A 17,803-nucleotide genomic window follows, 5' to 3' on the forward strand; every position below is an offset into this window, starting at 1 on the left:
CATTTATTGTTTCGTAACTTTAAAATTCTGGACTGCCTACGAGAATCATGCTTTAGCTTTTGTCGGGCGACAGTCGGCAAACCGGCATTTGGCCGCCAAGAGGGAAATATGGCGATAGAACAGCAGTTGGAATCGAGAATTGGCTCCAAAGAGGACGCCGGAAGCAAGATTGCGCGCCATGCGACCCTGCTCTCCGGTCAATTGCAGCAGCTTCGCACGCGGATGTATCCGCCGAAATCGGAGAAAATGCTGCGGCAGTTTCTGACCAATGAAGTGTCCAAGCTGACATCCATTCCCGATTCCACCTTGAAGCTGATGTCCAGCGAAGGTCGCGGCCCTATTCCAAGCAGGCTTGAGAACAATCACCGCGTCTATACGCTCAAGCAGATCAATGAGTTGCGTGAGCTCTTTGCCAAGCAGAAGCCAAGCGAAGCCCTGCGGTTTCTTCCGCGTCGGCGTGAAGGCGAGCATTTGCAGGTTCTCGCCATTGCCAACTTCAAAGGCGGCAGCGCCAAGACCACGACCTGCGTTCATTTGGCCCATTATCTGGCGTTGCAAGGCTACCGCGTTCTGGCTCTCGATCTCGACCCGCAGGCGTCTCTGTCTGCCCTGTTTGGCGCGCAGCCAGAGGTGGATGTTGGCGCCAATGAGACCGTCTATGCCGCCTTGCGGTATGATGAAGCCGAGCGGCGGCCTTTGCGTGATATTATCCGCAAGACCTATTTCGACGGTGTTGATCTCATTCCCGGCAATCTGGAAGTGATGGAATATGAGCACGAGACACCACGGGTGCTCGCCAATAAATCCAGCTCCGGTGCCATCTTTTTTGAACGCCTCAAGCTGGCCTTGACCGAGGTTGAAGACGACTACGACATCGTTATCCTCGATACGCCGCCATCGCTCGGCTTTTTGACGCTCAGCGCCATCTACGCTGCGACCAGCATGATCATCACGGTGCATCCGGCCATGCTGGATGTGGCCTCCATGAGCCAGTTTCTGTTGATGATGGGCGATTTGATCAATGTTCTCAATGAGAGCGGTGCCCAGCTTGATCAGGATTTTATTCGCTATCTCGTCACCCGGCACAATCCGAATGACGCCCCTCAGTCACAGGTGGTGGCGATGATGCGTCACCTGTTTGGCACCGATGTGCTGCTGCCCACTGCGATTGAAAGCACTGCCGTGGAAGCGGCGGGGCTGGCCAAGCGCTCCATTTATGAATTGGAAATGGGGCAGTTGGGACGCGATACGCACAAGCGCGCCCGCGAAGCGGTTGATGCCGTGAATGAGGCGATTGCCAGTTTGATTACCAAAAGTTGGGGCCGCGAATGAGCAAATCACCGCGCAAATCGATTGTTGCAAGTTTTGGGCTACTCTCGGCCGAGCTGGAGAGCAAACTGGCGGCTGAGAAAGAGCAGAATCCCTCCCCTCCGCCCGCCCCGCCTGTGGTCAACCGGGTTGGTGCCGGTGTCATTGGTGCCGCCCATAGAGCCATAGATGACATCAGGACAGAACGTGACCGGCTGAAAGCGCTGGTGGAATCGGGCGGCGCTGTGGTGCGCCAAATCGATCCATCGCTGATCGATCCCTCGCCTTATCCGGACAGGCTTCCTGACGACGATGATTCCGATTTCGAGATATTCAAGCGCTCGATTGATACCGATGGCCAAAAGGTGCCCATCCAGATCCGCAAGCATCCTAGCACTGCGGGCCGCTATCAGATTGTTTATGGACATCGCCGCTGGCTTGCTGCCAAGCAACTCGGGCGTCCGGTTGGTGCCATCGAGGTCGAGATTTCCGATCTTGATCTCGTGGTTGCGCAAGGTATTGAGAATGCCAGCCGACAAGACCTGACCTGGATCGAGCGCGCCTTGTTTGCCTCGCGCATGGATGACGCAGGCATTAAGCCTCGTGATATTTATGCGGCACTGTCTATCGAGGATGCCGAATTGGCGCGGATGCGCAGTGTGTATCGGGCGCTTCCCTCTGATGTGATCGAAGCAATCGGTCGTGCACCCAAGATCGGGCGCCCGCGCTGGCTGGAGTTGGCCAAGTCGGTTGTGCAAGAACCCGCCGTGCTGGACATGCTGAGATCTGTCTTGTCGACCCGAATGGATGTGGCCGAGAGTTCAGACCAAAAATTTCAGCGTGCTTTGAATGCTGTGAGGCCAAAAGCGGATTCGAAGCGCGGCACCAACGTGCTCTCTGATGGCAACGGCAAAAAACTGGGTGAATTCAGCACATCAGCCAAAGAATTTCGCCTATCCGCAGAGGGTGCGCTGGGCAGTGAATTCCTGAAATTTCTGGAAGGTGAATTGCCAGACCTGGCTGCCCGCTTTTCGCAACACCGCAATGACCTGAAATCCTGACAGGTGGCAGGGTTTTTATCTTTTCGGAAAGGACACGTATCAAAAGAAAAAGGCCCCCAAACGTTTCCGTCGTGGAAGCCCTTCTCGAACTGTAGCAAGCAGAGAATCGCACTTCCTCGAATCATAGTCAAGGGTTTTAGCACCGCTTTGGTGAGCGTCTTTTTGTGTCTTATGAGGAGGCGAACGTTAAATTTTCTTGAATTATGATTTAAAAACAAAAACTTAAACCCCGTTCAACACCAGTTGAACGGGATATCTATGCCTTAAAGAAGGCCGTAGCGATGCAAGATCACTTTGATTTGCGCGTCCTGCTCATCATTTGGCAAAAGTGCAGGCTGGCGGCTGGCCCCAACCGACGCATCTTGCAGATACAATGCGCGTTTCACCATGGCGGGTGCGAAACCAAGCGCGTATAGATCGGTGCGAAATGCGGTGTAGATGTCCTGTTGTCGCTCGGCATCAACAAGATCTCCGCTGTTGAAGCCCTTTAAAATACCCGCCAATACATCTGGCATGGCGTTGCCCAGACCGGAAATGCAGCCCGCCGCGCCATTTTGCAAAGCCCAAAGCACAAGATGATCCGGGCCAGAATAGACCTCAAAGCCCGGCACCTCCTTGGCCACCGCCAAATAGGCTTCCAGCGTCTTCTGCGCCCCGCCGGAATCCTTGATACCGGCAATATTACCATGGCCTGCGAGAATTTTCGCCGTTTCCGGCTCGATGTGGTTTTGGGTGCGTGCCGGAATATCATAGAGATAGATCGGCGTTTTCACCGCATCGGCAACAGTCGAGAAATGGCGGATCAAGCCGTCTTGCGTGCAGGCGATGAAAAAGGGCGTAATCACCGCAATGGCATCCACACCGATGCGGTCAAATTCACGCACCAGCTTTAATGTTTCAAAGGTTGCGGGCATGCCGGCGTTGACAATCACCTTGACCCGGCCGGCCACCTCATCCACCACGGTCTCCGTCAGCTTGACCTTTTCCTCAAAGGTCAGAGCACTGAAATCACCATTGGTGCCTGCGCACATAATGTTATTGCCTGCGGCCACCTGACGCCGCACCTGTGCGCGCGTGGCGTCATAATTGATGGTTTCGTCCTCATGGAAGCAGGTGACGAGTGCGACAAAGGCTTGTTTGGGCATTTCTTTGGTCATGGAAAACTCCGCTAAAATCATAATGAGACGGCGCTTGCCTGCCGTGCTGCGCGATGGGCCGCCTGTATATCGGGATCTGGATCAAGGCTGGCGGCCAGCAAAGCGCGCGTGTAAGCCTGTTTTGGTGCCTCGAAAATTTGCTGCACTGTGCCAAGCTCCACGGCTGCTCCATGCTGCATAACCATCACGTGATCGGCAAAATCGCGCACCACCGGCAAATCATGGGCGATGAAAATGAAGGCAATGCCCATATCGCGACGCAAGCCATCCAGCAAAGCAATGACCTGCGCCTGAACCGAGACATCAAGGGCGGATACGGCCTCGTCACAGACAATCAGTTTGGGCTGTAAGGCCAGTGCACGGGCAATGGCAATGCGCTGACGTTGACCGCCCGAAAACTGGTGCGGATAACGGGCCATATGCTCCGGGCTGAGCTGGACCTGCTCCAGCAACTCCGCCACGCGCGCCCGCCATTTTGCTTTTGGCAGAAGATCCGGGTGGATTGCCCACGCCTCGGAAATCAGCTGAAACACCGTCATGCGCGGATTGAGCGATTGCGTTGGATCTTGAAACACCATTTGCAGATCACGGCGCAGTTTATAAAGCTCTGCAGGCGAGAGCTGAAACAGGTCGCGGCCCTTCCAAAGGGCCGAGCCGGAATCCGGCTCATCAAGGCGCAACAACAGGCGAGCCAAGGTGGATTTTCCAGAGCCGCTTTCGCCCACAATGGCCAGCGTTTCGCCTGCACGCAAATCAAAAGAGATGCCTTTTAGCGCTTCAAAAGCCCCATAATGCTTGCGCACATCGCGCACGGACAGCAAAATCTCCCCCTGCCGCTCTTGCGCGTGCAAAGCCCCCTGCCCCGGTACGGCGGCAATCAGCTTTTTTGTATAAGGATGTGTCGGGTTTTTATAGACATCACGAACACTGCCGGTTTCCACCAGCACGCCCTTTTCCATCACCACAACCCGGTCGGCAATGTCGGCCACGACGCCCAGATCGTGAGTGATGATCAAAACAGCCATGCCCGTTTCGCGCTGCAACTCTTTGAGCAGCGCCAACACCTCGGCCTGCACGGTTACATCCAATGCCGTTGTCGGCTCGTCGGCAATCAGAATATCGGGGCGCAACGCCAGCGCCATGGCAATCATCACACGCTGACGCTGCCCGCCGGAAAATTGGTGCGGGTATTTTGCCAAAGCACCAGCCGGATCGGGAATACCAACCCGACCCAAAAGCCGCAAAGCTTCGGCGGCTGCCTTGTCTGCAGCCATGCCGTGGGTGGTCATGGCCTCGCGGATCTGCCAGCCCACAGGATAGACGGGGTTCAAATGGCTGAGCGGATCTTGAAAGATCATGGCAATACGCCGACCATTCACCTCGCGCCGCGCTTGCACATCCATCGTTAAAAGGTCTTCACCATCCAACAAAATTTGCCCGGACGTGATCTTCCCCGGTGGCATATCGATCAGGTTCATGATGGCAGAGGACGATACCGATTTTCCCGAGCCGCTTTCGCCCAAGATTGCCAGTGTTTCGCCGCGGTCGAGGTGATAGGACATATCGCGCACCGCCTTCACCACGCCTGCCATGGTGTGGAATTCGACGGAAAGATTGCGCACTTCCAGCAAATGATCAGCCATTTTTGCCACCTTTCATTTCAAGCCGCCAGCGCTGCACCGGATCCAGCGCAATGCGCAACCAGTTCGACAAAAGATTGAGCGACATGGTGGTGGTGATGATTGCAAGCCCCGGCCAGAACGACAGCCACCAGGCGTTGGTCAGATATTGCCGACCTTGCGAGATCATCAGCCCCCAGGTGATGTCCGGCGGCTGAATGCCGATGCCCAGAAAAGACAAAGCACTTTCTGCCAGCATCACATAGGCAAAATCCAGCGTCGCAAGGGTGGTCAATGTCGGAAACACCACCGGCAGAATATGGCGAAACAGGATGCGATTGGAGGACGCCCCCATGGCTTTGGCCGCTTGCACGAACATGCGTTCGCGAATTTCCAGCACTTCAGCCCGTGTGGTGCGCAAATAAACCGGAATGCGGGTGATCGACAGCACCAGAACCAGATTGAGAATAGAAGAGCCAAGCAGATAAAGAACAATCACCGCAATCAGCAGCGACGGGAACGACATGATCACATCGGCAAGCCGCATGACAATCTGGCCAACGCGCGGCGATGAATAGCCCGCCACCAAGCCAAGAACGGTGCCCATCACCGACGAAAACAGCACAGCGCCTGCCGCCACCATCAAGGTGCTTTGGGCCGCCACAATGATGCGGGCCAGCAAGGGGCGGCCGAGAGAATCGGCTCCGATCCACCACACCCATTCGCGTTGCCAATCAAAGGGCGCCAGATTGCGACCGCGCAGATTTTGCTTGATCGCCACATCACCAAGCCATGCCGGGCCAATGATAGCAAGCACAACCATGATCACTAAAAACACGGCAGCGCACAGGGCAAACTTATCAGCCCAGAGCATGCGCGCCATGCGCTTTGCCCACGACGGCTCATCGGCGGTGACCGGATCGATGGAGGAAAGGCTCATAATAATGGCTCCTCAGTGACGGATGCGCGGATCAAGCAATGCATAGGCAAGGTCGATCAGCAGGTTCATGAGGAAAATCGCCAGTGCGGTCACAAGAATAGCGGCCAGCACAACATTGAAATCCCGTTGCAAAATGGAATCAATCATCAGTTTGCCAACGCCCGGAAATCCGAAAATGGTCTCGACCACCACAGCACCATTCAGCAGGCTGGCGGCCTGATCGCCAATCACGGTGATGACTGGCAGCATAGCATTGCGCAGGGCGTGAATGAAAATAATCGGTCCAGATTTGACCCCCTTGGCGCGCGCCGTTTTGACATAGGCTGAAGAGAGCGCGCTGATCATCGAGCCGCGCACCACCTGCACAATAATGCCAAAGGGGCGCACAAACAGCACGGCAATGGGCATGATCCAGTGCAGCAGCGACCCCGTTCCCGACGTTGGAAACCAGCCTAGATACACCGAAAAAAGCACGATACCGACGATTGCCAGCCAAAAATCAGGCACAGATGCGCCAATCAGCGAGACCACGGACGAGAAACGATCAAAGATGCCACCAACCCGAAAGGCGGCAAGCGAGCCGACAACAATGGCCGATGTGGTCACCAGTGTCATGGTAATCAGGGCCAGTTGCAAGGTCCAGGTGAAGGCTTCGGTTACCACGCCCAGCGCAGGCCGGGCTTTGCGCAAGGATTCCCCAAGATTTCCGGTCAGCACATCGCCAACATAATGCATGAATTGCACGAGGATGGGATCATTCAGCCCATGCAATTGACGAAACTGCTGCTTCATCTCTTCCGAGGCTTCCACCGGCAAAAACAGCGATGCTGGATCACCCGTCAATCGGGAGAGAAAAAACACCATCACCATCAGACCAACCAAAGAGATCAAACTGGCGATGGAGCGCTTGCGGATAAATCTGAGCATATCGCCCTCATGTTTAAAACAGGCGGCGGGGTGATGCCCGCCGCCAATGACATAATCCGACCTATTTGAACTTGATGTCCGACAGTTGCAGCATCGAATTCGTGGCAATGGTGGGCTTGAAATCAAGCTTCTCGGACACGCGAGAGACGCCAACCATGTGGAACAGAAGCACATCGGCCACCACATCATCATGGAGATAGGCAATCAGCTGCGACCAGAGCTTGGCACGCTCATCACCAACAGCCGCCGATGCCCGCTTGATCAGATCATCCACCTTGGGATCGGAAAAGCCAGACTGGGTTCCCTTCGAGTCATATTTGAAGAACATCGAAAAGGAAGGGTCGCCCTTGGAATTATCATGCATGGCAGCAACCAGCTGCGGGCCACGGCCTTCCTTGAACGGCTTGGAGTAATAGGTCTCATGCTCTGCCACTTCAACGAACTTGAGATCAACCTTGAAGCCAACCTCCTGAAGCTGCGCCTGAATGGCCTCCATAATCTCTGTCACATTGGGGAAATTGGCCGTGCGGGCGATGATGGTGATCGGTGTGTCCACCTTCACGCCATCAGCTTTTGCCTCTGCGATCAGCTTTTTCGCACCCTCTGGATCAAAGGGAAAAACCTTCACGTCCGGGTTCCAGCCAAGCGTTGTTGGTGGCACCATGGCTGTGGCCAATTCCGCCCCTGCGGGCACCAATGTGCCAATGAAAGCTTGCCGGTCGATGGCAAGATTAAGCGCACGCCGGATCCGCACATCATTCAAAGGCGGGATGTTCTGATCAATCCGGAGATAGACAGTTTCACTGTCCAAATAGGAAAAATCTGTTGCCGGATTGGTGGCATCCAGCTGCGAAATAGAGGGCGAAATATCGGCCTCGCCGGTCTGCACCATGGCAGCCCGCACCGATGGATCAGAGCGGAAAACATAGGTCGCCTGTTTGACCTCAGGCTTTTGGCCCCAATAATCATCCCGCTCGGTGAGAACAATTTTCTGCCCCGGCGTCCAGTTTGTCAGCTTGTAAGGACCAGTGCCAATCGGTTCGCGAATAAACTCCATCGGCGTTTCTTCGGGAACAATCGTCACCAGGGACATCAGCAAAGGCATGATCGGCTGAACAGGATCAGCTTTGAAATCAATGGTATAGTCGTCGACAATTTCGGGCTTCACGGTGATGCCGCCAAAATAACGGCGCGATTCACAGGCGTTTTTGTCGCTGTTGATGCGCTCAAAGCTATGCTTGACGTCCTTGGCATCAAAGCTTGTGCCATCGGAAAACTTAACCCCATGGCGCAGATGAAACCGCCAGCTGCCATCCGGGTTCTGCTCCCATTTTTCAGCAAGCCGGGGCATGACGCCCTTCTTGCCGCGCACATCCAGCTCTGTCAGTGTTTCGCTGACATTTTCCATGATAACGCGGCCGATGTTTGAGCGCGTTGCCATGCACGGCTCCAGCAGATCCGCCTCTTCCGGCAAGACAATCTTGATGTCGCCCGATTTCGCCAATGCCGGAGACATAGTCGCCGCCAGACTGGCCATGATGAGCGAGCCCATCACCACTATTGATTTCATATCGCTTCCTCCTCCCAGCTGATAAATTTTTTGGACCTCCGACGTCCTCTGCACCCTCACCTTACGCCCCGCCAACAGCGAGGCCATCTTGCCATAGGGTGTTGACAGCACAAACTGGCCGCACACAAAGACAGATCGACAAATCTCAAGACAATGACCAAGCAAGCCTTGCCTTCCTCCTGACCAAGCATCACCCGTTCGATTAAATTTGTCAAATTATTTCAGGATGTAATTTTTACAAAAAATTTGTCTTCAAAAAATATATATTAAAAACATATAGTTAAAAACAAAGATCGCACAATTTCATCATCTTTTTAATTTCATAAAACTTGACAACTTTTGAAAATCAGCAATGCTCCAGCCTTGAGAGGAGTGCAGTATGACGCCTGACGACATTGCCCGCGCCATGACGGGAACCATCACATCTGTGAGCGCCCATCGCGACGAAGCCATTTTGCCATCACCGATGGTGCAAAACCATGCCAGTTTTCTTCATTGGCTCAAGGATGGATCCCTGGTCTGCGCCTGGTTTGGCGGCACTCTGGAGGGCAAATCGGATATTTCGATTTTTGCAGCCGTTCTCACACCCGGTGCAGATGTTTGGGGGCCGCCGCAGCGTTTGAGCTTTGACAATGCGCATTCCGAGCAAAACCCGGTGCTGTTTAACGCCCCCGATGGCAGGCTCTGGCTGTTTCATACCTCGCAGCCGTCTGGCAATCAGGATGAATGCCGGATTCGCATGGCGGAAATTCATCGCTCAAGCGACGATCCAACAGCTCTGACGACAGACAGCGGCCATTACCTCGATCTGCCGCGCGGCTGCTTTATCCGCGCCCCTTTGGTGTTGCGTGAGGATGGTGCGTGGATGCTGCCCATCTTCCGGTGCGTGCAATTGCCCGGCCAAAAATGGAACGGCAGTCACGATCATGCAGCAATCGGCATTTCAAGCGATGGGGGGCGCACTTGGCAATTGGAGGAGGTTGCCCACTCGACGGGCTGCGTTCACATGAGCCCGGTGATGTTGGATGATAATCAACAGATTGCCCTTTTTCGCCGCAGGCAAGCCGATTTTGTGTATAGAACGCACAGCATGAACGGCGGGCGACAGTGGTCAGAGCCGCAAGCCACCGATGTTCCCAACAACAATTCCTCCATCGCCGCCACTCGCTTGAGCGATGGGCGCGTTGCCATGATCTGCAATCCCGTCAATGCGGCGCAATCCTCGGATCGCCGTGCCTCGCTCTATGACGAATTGGGAATAGAGGATGGCAGGCCTGACGCCGACCCGACTGGTGGCTGCGTGCCCATCTGGGGCGTGCCGCGTGCACCTGTCAGCCTTTGCCTCTCCGAAGATGGCGGATTGACATTTCCGCACCGGATTGTCGTGGAAGATGGCCCCGGCACCTGCCTGTCCAACGATTCCACCGATGGCCGCAATCAGGAAATGTCCTATCCGTGGCTGTTGGAAGGCCCCGATGGCAGCCTGCATATCAGCTACACGTATCATCGCCGCGCAATCAAATATGTCCGTTTGGCTCCAGGCTGGGCCGAGACGACAAGCAGGAGAAACGGATGAGCACCACAATTGGCATCACCATTGGCGATATTTGCGGCGTTGGACCTGAAATCACGGTTCGAGCGCTCAATGAGATGTCGGAGACCGATCGCGCCAACACCAAAATCTACGGCAATCTGCCAACGCTTGAGGCGGCGCGGGATGCTTTGGGCATCAGCCTTGATCTTACCCCTTTTGTGGTGGATTTGCCCGTCGAGGGCGCTCCCCTGCCTTGGGGGCATTTGTCTCCCGTGGCGGGGGATGCGGCCTTTCGCTTCATCGAGCGCGCCGTGCGCGATGCGGAGGCGGGCAAAATCGGCTGCATTGTCACGGCTCCCATCAATAAAGAAGCACTCAATCTCGCAGGCCATCATTATGACGGCCATACCGGCATGTTGCGTACCCTCACCGGCTCGGCGGCTGCCTATATGTTGCTGGCCTCGGAGCGGCTGAAAGTCATCCACGTCTCCACCCATGTGTCCCTGCAAGAGGCCATTCGGCGCGCCACCACGGAGCGGGTTTTGGCAACAATTCGTGCTGGCAATGCCCATCTCAAACGCATCGGCTATGACGCACCGCGCATTGCTGTTGCGGGCATTAATCCCCATTGCGGCGAAAACGGCCTGTTTGGCACAGAAGATGACGATCAGATTGGCCCCGCCGTTGTCGCTGCCCGCAGCGAGGGCATTGATGTGCACGGCCCGATTTCGGCGGATACCGTCTTTCACCGCGCCTATACCGGAAGTTTTGATCTGGTCGTTGCCCAATATCACGATCAGGGCCACATCCCGATCAAGCTGGTGGCCTTTGATACGGCGGTCAATGTGTCTGTGGATCTGCCGATTGATCGCACCTCTGTGGACCACGGCACCGCCTTTGACATTGCAGGCAAGGGCATCGCCAACCACGGCAATATGAATTCGGCCATTGCCTACGCGCGCAAGCTCGTCAGCGGCCGCCCCGGTAAAGGATAGGCCCATGGCTATTTTGGCGATAACACTTCACCAGCCGAAACGGCTTATCGTTGGTGCCAAGACCATTGGCGAAGTTGGTCCCTGGGCTGGCGCGGTTGGCTCGACGCTGATCATTGCAACCCCCATGACGGCCGGCTTTGCTGATCGCCTTCAGCTCAAGGGCAAAGTGTCGATCTTTGATGCCATTCCCGGAGAGCCCGATATTGCCACGCTGGATGCGGCCCTTTTGCAAGCCCGCAAGGTCAAACCCGATCTGGTGATTGGCCTTGGCGGCGGCTCCGTCATGGATGTGGCCAAGCTGGTTGCCGCCCTTTGGGATACAGACCAGACACTTGCCGATGTTGCTGGACCCAACAAGGTTGCCGGACGCAACACACGGCTTGCCCAGGTGGCCACCACAGCAGGGACTGGCTCAGAAGCCGGTATCCGCTCTTTGATTTCTGATCCGGAAAAAGGTAGCAAAATTGCCGTTGAAAGCCCGCATCTGATTGCAGACCTTGCCGTATTAGACCCTGAATTGACCTATTCTGTGCCTGCGGCGGTGACGGCGGCAACCGGCATTGATGCCATGGCCCATTGTGTGGAAGCCTTCACCAATCGCCGCGCCCATCAGATGATTGACGGCTTTGCCCGCATGGGCTTCCATCTGGTTGGAAAATTTCTGGCCCGCGCCGTGCGCAATGGCGACGACACCGAAGCACGCGAAGGTCTGATGCTGGCGTCTTACTATGGTGGGATTTGTCTGGGGCCGGTGAACACGGCGGCAGGTCATGCCATTGCCTATCCGCTGGGCAGCCGGTTGCATCTGCCGCACGGACTGGCCAATGCCATTATCTTTCCGCATGTTCTGGCCTTCAACCAGCCGGTTACGCCGCAAAAAACGGCAGAGGTTGCGGATGCTCTCGGGCTCGGCCAGAATCTCGATCAGGCTCAACTCCGCCAGGCCGCCTTTGGCTTTTGCGAAAATTTGGGCGTCGAGATGTCTCTTGCAGCCCATGGTGCCAAAGAAGAGGACTTGCCAGACTTTGCCGCCGATGCGCACGCCATTCGTCGGCTGATGGATAACAATCCCGTCGATATGAGCATTGAGGATGTGCTGTCGATTTATAAAAGCGCTTTTTAGAGTCTGTCGTGATGCTTAGGCGCACGCCGGAGCATCATTCGCGCGCCGAGGATAAAAACAACCGCTCGCGAGAGCCCGCCAGATGCGCATGCATCAACTGACGGGCAGCTTTGCCGTCCCGCGCAGAAATGGCTTTGGCAATGGCTTCATGCTCGTCAAAAACCCGAATAAGCCCGGAGGCTTCTTTCTTGATTGAGGCACCGTGAAACTTCATGCCAACAGCAATATGCTCTTTCAACGCCTCCATGGCAGTTGAGAAATAATTGTTTTGAGCCGCCCGTGAAATGGCCAGATGAAACTGGTAATCGGCATCTTCGCGGTGCGATTGGCGGTTTGTGGCATCGCGCATCAATTCGAGTGCCTGAAAAATCCCGGTCATCGCCGCCTCGTCATGGCGCACAGCCGCAGCCTCGGCGGCCGCTGGCTCCAAGGTTAGGCGAAATTCGTAACAATTCAGCAGATCAGCGATATTTTCCAGCTGGCCGAACCCCAGCGGCTCACGCAGGCCAAGAGCGCGCACAAAACTTCCGGCCCCTCTGCGCGAATAGACCAGCCCCTGATCGCGCAACCGCTTGAGCGCCTCGCGAATAACCGGGCGCGACACCTCAAACTCCGAGGCCAGATCATGCTCGGTCGGCAAGCGCTCATCCGGCTTATACGCTCCCGATTTGATGGCGCGGTGCATTCGCTCAAACACAATATCGGGAAGGCCTTTTCGCGGCGTTCCATTCACCATTGCCATTTATCGCCCCATCTCATCGCCGGTTGCTGCTGCAATTTTCACCAGCGTATCAGGTTGGCCAAAGCCGCCGGATTTGGCAATAATGCACTGCCCATCCACATAGGCCAACCCCAAACCCGGCAGGCATTCGCCAAGCAACCGAAATCTCGAAATGCCCATGCGCGAAAGCACGGCTTCCGCCGTTGAGCCACCCGATAGCAGCAATGTTGATGCAGCATGCGTCATGGCCGGAACAACCGACGCGGCAAGACAGGCCGCAGCCTCCTGCCCGGAGCACACGCCCTGCCCCTGCACGGCGCGCACAAGGGTAAGCGATTGCGCATTTGGCTCAGCATCCGTCAATTGTCCGTTGGGTGCCAGACGATCATCAACCTCGCACAGCCGTTTCAGGGCATCAATTTGCGCCACCGTGATCGGATCACGCGAGCCAATCACAAACAGCGCCCTGCCCTTGGGAATGGATGCCAGCTTTGGCGCAGCATCGCCCGTCATTCGCCTTGCAAGTGCGTCTGCAAGCCCGCGTGCGCCCACAAGCAAATCAACCCCAGCAGTAAATGCCCGCTCCAGGGCATCCCGCATCTCGGCCTCAGTGGCAATGTCCGGAATGGTGCAATCCTTGGCCCGCGCGCTCAACTTCTCGGCAATCGCAATGGGTGTGTCGACACCAAAGCCGGTGACAGTGCCGGATGCAACAATGCGCCCAAATTCGGGGATCGCCGGTGCCACCAATGCGTGATGAAAGGGTATTGCGGCAAGCTCAATGGCGATATGGCCTTTCAATCGGGAGTCGATTTTTTTTAACACTTGTGTGCCCGCTGGCAGCTGCGACAAAGCGCTGCGCGTGGCATCAGCAGCCGCCTCTGGCTTGCCATCGCGAGACCCGAGATTAATGGAGACGACGGCGGGTTGCAGTGCAAGCGCCAGACCAATGCCGTCTGCATCCAGTGCGACTTCGGTATGCAGGCCTCGTGCCGCAAAAGGAGCAGCAGAGTCCAGCGCACCCGTCAGATCGTCGGCAAAGATTGCGAGCATACATTCATCCACGTTGGCAAGTTGTTATCTTTATTTTTTCAAAATTTCCTTAAAAGTCAATTTATTAATCCACTTATATTTACATATTTTACAGATCCTCCTTTGGTAAGTGCGGCGCATGCATGCGTTGATGAACGGTTGCGTGAAATGGCAATTGATCAGCATGCCCAAGGGTTCCGCGCGCAACAGCGCCCATGAGCGGAAGGCGTTTTGCGTAACGGCTAAGTCAGGTTTGATCGATGTAGACATTTGTCAATTCATAATGTATCGGTTCCAATTGAATTGGAACCGATACATTATGAATAACACTGATCATTCGACCTCTGAGGCGCAAGCCATCATGGATTCCCTTCGCCGTATTGTCCAGGCACTCCGAAGGGCCGCGACGCAGTACGAAGGCTTCACCAGCGCGCAGATATTTGTTTTGAGAACGCTTGAGACAAGCGAAGGCGCATCAATCAATGATCTCGCCGCTTTGACCCACACACACCAAAGCACGGCCTCGGAAATGGTCGCACGGCTCGAGGCCAATGGCTTGATTGAGCGACGAACTGCGAAGGACGACCGGCGCAGGGTTGAGCTCTATCTGTCTGCATCGGGGCGCAATGTTGTGCGCGATCAAGGACGCACACCGCAGGAAGAGATCGTGGACGCCATCGCCACGCTTACCAGCGAAAACCGCACGGCTCTGGCGCAAGGACTGAAAGCGCTGACCGAGGCTGCCGGTCTGAGCGAGACGGTGCCACAGCTTTTCTTTGAAGGGAGCGACCAATGAGTTTCCATGATGTTGACAAAGCCTCGACGACCGCAGGCCTGCCGCTGTCCGCGGGCCTTGCACCGTTGATCGAAAATGCGGCCGTGGAGAAACATCCACGCGCCCTAGACGCACGTAGCTTGCTGATTTGCGCGCTATGCATGACAGTTGCGGTTGTGGTGACTGTTGTTGCCCGCCTTCTCGTCTATCTGATTGGGTTTGCAACCAATCTCGCTTTTTATGGTCGCATTTCAGGCGATCTGGTGTCACCGGCCAACAATCATCTTGGGGCCTGGGTTGTGCTTGTGCCGATTGTGGGCTCGGTCATCGTCGGTTTCATGGCAAAATATGGGGCCAAGGCCATTCGCGGACATGGCATTCCAGAAGCCATGGAACAAATCCTCACCAATGAAAGCCGCATTCCTGTTCGCATGACATTTCTAAAACCCTTGTCAGCGGCAATTTCCATCGGCACGGGCGGACCGTTCGGCGCGGAAGGCCCCATCATCGCCACAGGGGGCGCGCTTGGCTCGGTGTTTGGTCAGTTTATTCATGTCTCGGCACACGAGCGAAAAGTGCTGCTGGCCGCAGGTGCCGCTGCAGGCATGACAGCCATTTTTGCCACCCCCTTTGCCGCCGTGCTGCTGGCCATCGAATTGCTGGTTTTTGAATTTCGTCCCCGCTCCTTCGTGCCGCTTATTCTGTCCGTTCTGGTCGCGATGGCAATGCGCCCGTTGCTTTTTGGCGTGGCTCCCGTTTTCAATGTGCCTATTTTGCCACCGGCCACGCAGGATATGCTCGTAACCTATGCGCTGGAGGGGCTTGCGCTCGGGGCCTTCTCCATTCTCATCACAAAATCCGTCTATCACATCGAGGATCTGTTTGAGAAACTCCCCCTTCACTGGATGTGGTGGCCAGCCATTGGCGGGCTCGTGGTGGGCATCATCGGGTTTGTGGCTCCCAATACCATGGGCGTGGGTTATGACAATATTGATCGCATCCTCAGCGGCCAGTTCGTCGGCGCGGCCCTCGGTGTTTTCTGCCTTTTGAAATTTGTGTCGTGGTCTGTCGCACTTGGCAGTGGCACATCTGGCGGCACGCTTGCGCCCATCTTTACAATTGGTGGCGCGCTCGGCGTTCTTCTTGGCCAAGGGCTTGGCATGATGGGGCTGGCTGTGGATTTGCGTATGGCAGCGCTTGTTGGCATGGCCGCAAGCTTTGCCGGGGCTTCGCGTGCCCTCTTTGCGTCCATTCTGTTTGCCATGGAGATCACCGGACAGTTCAACACCCTGCTGCCGCTGATCACCGGCTGCGTCGCGGCCTTTCTGGTCTCTGCTTTCGGCATGAAAACCACGATCATGACCGAAAAATTATCGCGGCGCGGAACCCATGTTCCGGGAGAATATGTCCCAGCCTCTGCTCCTCATCCCTGAAAATCCCCCTCCCCTGCCATGACAATGGCCGGAGAGGGGACGGGCCATCATCATCGCCTTTGAAACCCGGCGATTGCCAAATATCATAACCATGAGACGTGTCTGAATTTTGCTGACATTTTGGAGAAGGAACAGCTCTTGCAAATTATCCGCTCATTTGGCCCCGTCGTGGCCCGCACCTCCTCTGTGGAAGCCATTCGGGCGGGCTTCGGCGCACTCGTTGGTTTGGGCCTGGTCGGGCTGCTTTTGCTATCTCCCAGCGTTGATTTAAAGCTTGGCCTTTATCTTGTTGCACCCTTTGGTGCCACTTCGGTTCTGTTGTTCGCGGTCCCCAATAGCCCTCTTGCCCAGCCTTGGTCTGCCATTGTGGGAAATACCACTGCGGCCTTGGTTGGCGTGGCGGTTTCCATGATGGTGGGCGATCCTGCTTTACGGATTGCGCTTGCGGTCGGGCTTGCCATCACCGCCATGATGACGCTTCGCGCGGTTCATCCGCCAGCCGGTGCGGTGGCCATGACGGCGGCAATGAGCCCTGCTGCCGTTCACGATCTCGGTTTCTGGTTCGCGCTGACACCCGTTGCTGTTGGAACAACCGCCCTTGTTCTGGTCGCAATCGCCTATGCCAAGTTAACCGGTCGGCACTATCCCTTCCGGCAATTCGATGCTCCAAACCAGCATGGAACACAAGATGCCGAGCCGTTGACCAGGCTGGGTCTTTCCGAACAGGAATTGACAACCATTCTCGATCGCTACCGGCAAACGTTCAATCTGGGTGTCGAAGACCTTGCGCGTCTGATTGGTGCCGCAGAAATGCAGGCCGCAACCCACCACGCCAGCCCGACAACAGCCGCCGATATCATGTCTCGAAACCTGATTACGGTGAAGACAGACACCCCGCTCAGTGAGGTGGCGGACCTGTTCAGGCGGCATAAATTTACCTCCTTGCCCGTGGTCGGAGAAAACTCGAAATTTCTGGGCGTTATCTTCCAGATCCACCTCATCAGCCGTGCGCGTGAAGACGCACTGCGGCTCGACCGTGGTTTTTTGCCAGCCCTGAAGCGACTGGTGGACCGCAAAAGGGAAAAACCGGTTTTGGCCGCCGATATCATGAGCGTTACGATTCCTCGGGCCATCACCTCAACGCCGATGAGCGTGCTGATGCCCATGATGAGCGAAGGGGATGTGGATGCCGTTCCCGTGCTGGAATATGACAAGATCGTCGGAATCGTCACAAGAACCGACCTCATTGCGGCCATGGCGCGCCGAATTTCGCGCGGTGACGCTGAGGTCTCAGCGGGGAATATTGATAGCCCCCAACAGGGGCAGACGCTCTGACAACAAGGCAAGCCCCTGCACAGCACACCTTCGAGAGACAGTCACGTTTTCGAGAGGGTCAAAATATAGGCACAAAAAATTATTGACTAAAAACTAATCCAAATGTAGCGTTGCTATCAACATGGCATTGGTGCCAATGGCAAAAAAGCCCCGACTTCCGTCTGCCGACGGATCGGGGCTTTTTGTTTGCAAAAATCAGCATCCATCTGCGGTTCATCTGCACACGGGTGAGAGCAAAGAGACAGGTGATTGCATGACGCGGTTTGCTGTGAA

General features: G+C 55.7%; 15 protein-coding genes. 8 read left to right on the forward strand and 7 right to left on the reverse strand.

Annotation, left to right across the window (positions count from 1 at the left end):
* Positions 1 to 108 precede the first annotated feature (108 nt).
* Entirely contained in the window at positions 109 to 1,332 is a 1,224-nt protein-coding gene (gene repA, locus BJF95_RS03655; RefSeq protein ID WP_075638090.1) for a plasmid partitioning protein RepA, read from the forward strand.
* A complete protein-coding gene (gene repB, locus BJF95_RS03660; protein WP_075638091.1) occupies positions 1,329 to 2,369 on the forward strand; it encodes a plasmid partitioning protein RepB in 1,041 nt (346 codons plus the stop codon). The genes repA and repB overlap by 4 nt, the downstream gene beginning before the upstream one ends.
* Positions 2,370 to 2,632: 263 nt before the next feature.
* Here the strand turns inward: repB and BJF95_RS03665 are convergent, their stop codons facing one another.
* The 5 genes from BJF95_RS03665 to BJF95_RS03685 form a co-directional block, all read right to left on the reverse strand.
* On the reverse strand, positions 2,633 to 3,514 hold the full coding sequence (locus BJF95_RS03665; protein ID WP_075638142.1) for a dihydrodipicolinate synthase family protein: 882 nt from the start codon (positions 3,512 to 3,514) through the stop codon (positions 2,633 to 2,635).
* A gap of 29 nt (positions 3,515 to 3,543) precedes the next feature.
* Positions 3,544 to 5,169 (reverse strand): dipeptide ABC transporter ATP-binding protein, encoded by a 1,626-nt coding sequence (locus tag BJF95_RS03670; RefSeq protein ID WP_075638092.1) that lies wholly within the window; start codon positions 5,167 to 5,169, stop codon positions 3,544 to 3,546.
* Positions 5,162 to 6,085, reverse strand: coding sequence for an ABC transporter permease (locus BJF95_RS03675; RefSeq protein WP_075638093.1), 924 nt, complete (start codon positions 6,083 to 6,085; stop codon positions 5,162 to 5,164). Before BJF95_RS03675 ends, BJF95_RS03670 begins: the two co-directional genes overlap by 8 nt.
* Before the next feature lie 12 nt (positions 6,086 to 6,097).
* Entirely contained in the window at positions 6,098 to 7,012 is a 915-nt protein-coding gene (locus BJF95_RS03680; protein WP_075638094.1) for an ABC transporter permease, read from the reverse strand.
* 61 nt (positions 7,013 to 7,073) lie between these two features.
* Positions 7,074 to 8,582: an ABC transporter substrate-binding protein gene (locus BJF95_RS03685; protein WP_075638095.1), complete on the reverse strand. Its 1,509-nt coding sequence runs from the start codon at positions 8,580 to 8,582 to the stop codon at positions 7,074 to 7,076.
* A gap of 379 nt (positions 8,583 to 8,961) precedes the next feature.
* Between BJF95_RS03685 and BJF95_RS03690 the strand changes: the two genes are divergently transcribed.
* Genes BJF95_RS03690 through BJF95_RS03700 form a run of 3 tightly spaced genes read left to right on the forward strand, consistent with a single transcriptional unit; the run spans position 8,962 to position 12,234 of the window.
* Entirely contained in the window at positions 8,962 to 10,158 is a 1,197-nt protein-coding gene (locus BJF95_RS03690; protein ID WP_075638096.1) for a sialidase family protein, read from the forward strand.
* Positions 10,155 to 11,111, forward strand: coding sequence for a 4-hydroxythreonine-4-phosphate dehydrogenase PdxA (gene pdxA, locus BJF95_RS03695; RefSeq protein ID WP_075638097.1), 957 nt, complete (start codon positions 10,155 to 10,157; stop codon positions 11,109 to 11,111). The genes BJF95_RS03690 and pdxA overlap by 4 nt, the downstream gene beginning before the upstream one ends.
* A gap of 4 nt (positions 11,112 to 11,115) precedes the next feature.
* Positions 11,116 to 12,234: an iron-containing alcohol dehydrogenase gene (locus BJF95_RS03700; RefSeq protein ID WP_075638098.1), complete on the forward strand. Its 1,119-nt coding sequence runs from the start codon at positions 11,116 to 11,118 to the stop codon at positions 12,232 to 12,234.
* Between the two features lie 34 nt (positions 12,235 to 12,268).
* On the opposite strand, the gene BJF95_RS03705 is transcribed toward BJF95_RS03700, so the two are convergent.
* Both BJF95_RS03705 and BJF95_RS03710 read right to left on the reverse strand, forming a co-directional pair.
* Positions 12,269 to 12,976 carry a FadR/GntR family transcriptional regulator gene (locus BJF95_RS03705; protein ID WP_075638099.1) on the reverse strand — a complete coding sequence of 236 codons (708 nt, stop codon included), beginning with the start codon at positions 12,974 to 12,976 and terminating at the stop codon, positions 12,269 to 12,271.
* Positions 12,977 to 14,008, reverse strand: coding sequence for a four-carbon acid sugar kinase family protein (locus tag BJF95_RS03710; RefSeq protein WP_075638100.1), 1,032 nt, complete (start codon positions 14,006 to 14,008; stop codon positions 12,977 to 12,979).
* A gap of 298 nt (positions 14,009 to 14,306) precedes the next feature.
* On the opposite strand from BJF95_RS03710, the gene BJF95_RS03715 reads away from it, so the two are divergent.
* The 3 genes from BJF95_RS03715 (at position 14,307) to BJF95_RS03725 (ending at position 17,530) form a co-directional block, all read left to right on the forward strand.
* Complete coding sequence (locus BJF95_RS03715) at positions 14,307 to 14,783, forward strand: MarR family winged helix-turn-helix transcriptional regulator (RefSeq protein ID WP_175577192.1); 477 nt, start codon at positions 14,307 to 14,309, stop codon at positions 14,781 to 14,783.
* Complete coding sequence (locus BJF95_RS03720) at positions 14,780 to 16,195, forward strand: chloride channel protein (RefSeq protein WP_075638101.1); 1,416 nt, start codon at positions 14,780 to 14,782, stop codon at positions 16,193 to 16,195. The genes BJF95_RS03715 and BJF95_RS03720 overlap by 4 nt, the downstream gene beginning before the upstream one ends.
* Positions 16,196 to 16,333: 138 nt before the next feature.
* Positions 16,334 to 17,530 carry an HPP family protein gene (locus BJF95_RS03725; RefSeq protein WP_075638144.1) on the forward strand — a complete coding sequence of 399 codons (1,197 nt, stop codon included), beginning with the start codon at positions 16,334 to 16,336 and terminating at the stop codon, positions 17,528 to 17,530.
* Positions 17,531 to 17,803 lie beyond the last annotated feature (273 nt).

It is taken from the genome of Rhizobium oryziradicis (assembly GCF_001939045.1).
GTDB lineage: Bacteria > Pseudomonadota > Alphaproteobacteria > Rhizobiales > Rhizobiaceae > Allorhizobium > Allorhizobium oryziradicis.

Coding starts and splice junctions, on each gene's coding strand:
- repB (WP_075638091.1), top strand. CDS start 1,329: ATGAGCAAATCACCGCGCAAATCGATTGTTGCAAGTTTTGGGCTACTC.
- repA (WP_075638090.1), top strand. CDS start 109: ATGGCGATAGAACAGCAGTTGGAATCGAGAATTGGCTCCAAAGAGGAC.
- pdxA (WP_075638097.1), top strand. CDS start 10,155: ATGAGCACCACAATTGGCATCACCATTGGCGATATTTGCGGCGTTGGA.
- BJF95_RS03715 (WP_175577192.1), top strand. CDS start 14,307: ATGAATAACACTGATCATTCGACCTCTGAGGCGCAAGCCATCATGGAT.
- BJF95_RS03710 (WP_075638100.1), bottom strand. CDS start 14,008: ATGCTCGCAATCTTTGCCGACGATCTGACGGGTGCGCTGGACTCTGCT.
- BJF95_RS03700 (WP_075638098.1), top strand. CDS start 11,116: ATGGCTATTTTGGCGATAACACTTCACCAGCCGAAACGGCTTATCGTT.
- BJF95_RS03675 (WP_075638093.1), bottom strand. CDS start 6,085: ATGAGCCTTTCCTCCATCGATCCGGTCACCGCCGATGAGCCGTCGTGG.
- BJF95_RS03685 (WP_075638095.1), bottom strand. CDS start 8,582: ATGAAATCAATAGTGGTGATGGGCTCGCTCATCATGGCCAGTCTGGCG.
- BJF95_RS03720 (WP_075638101.1), top strand. CDS start 14,780: ATGAGTTTCCATGATGTTGACAAAGCCTCGACGACCGCAGGCCTGCCG.
- BJF95_RS03705 (WP_075638099.1), bottom strand. CDS start 12,976: ATGGCAATGGTGAATGGAACGCCGCGAAAAGGCCTTCCCGATATTGTG.
- BJF95_RS03670 (WP_075638092.1), bottom strand. CDS start 5,169: ATGGCTGATCATTTGCTGGAAGTGCGCAATCTTTCCGTCGAATTCCAC.
- BJF95_RS03690 (WP_075638096.1), top strand. CDS start 8,962: ATGACGCCTGACGACATTGCCCGCGCCATGACGGGAACCATCACATCT.
- BJF95_RS03665 (WP_075638142.1), bottom strand. CDS start 3,514: ATGCCCAAACAAGCCTTTGTCGCACTCGTCACCTGCTTCCATGAGGAC.
- BJF95_RS03680 (WP_075638094.1), bottom strand. CDS start 7,012: ATGCTCAGATTTATCCGCAAGCGCTCCATCGCCAGTTTGATCTCTTTG.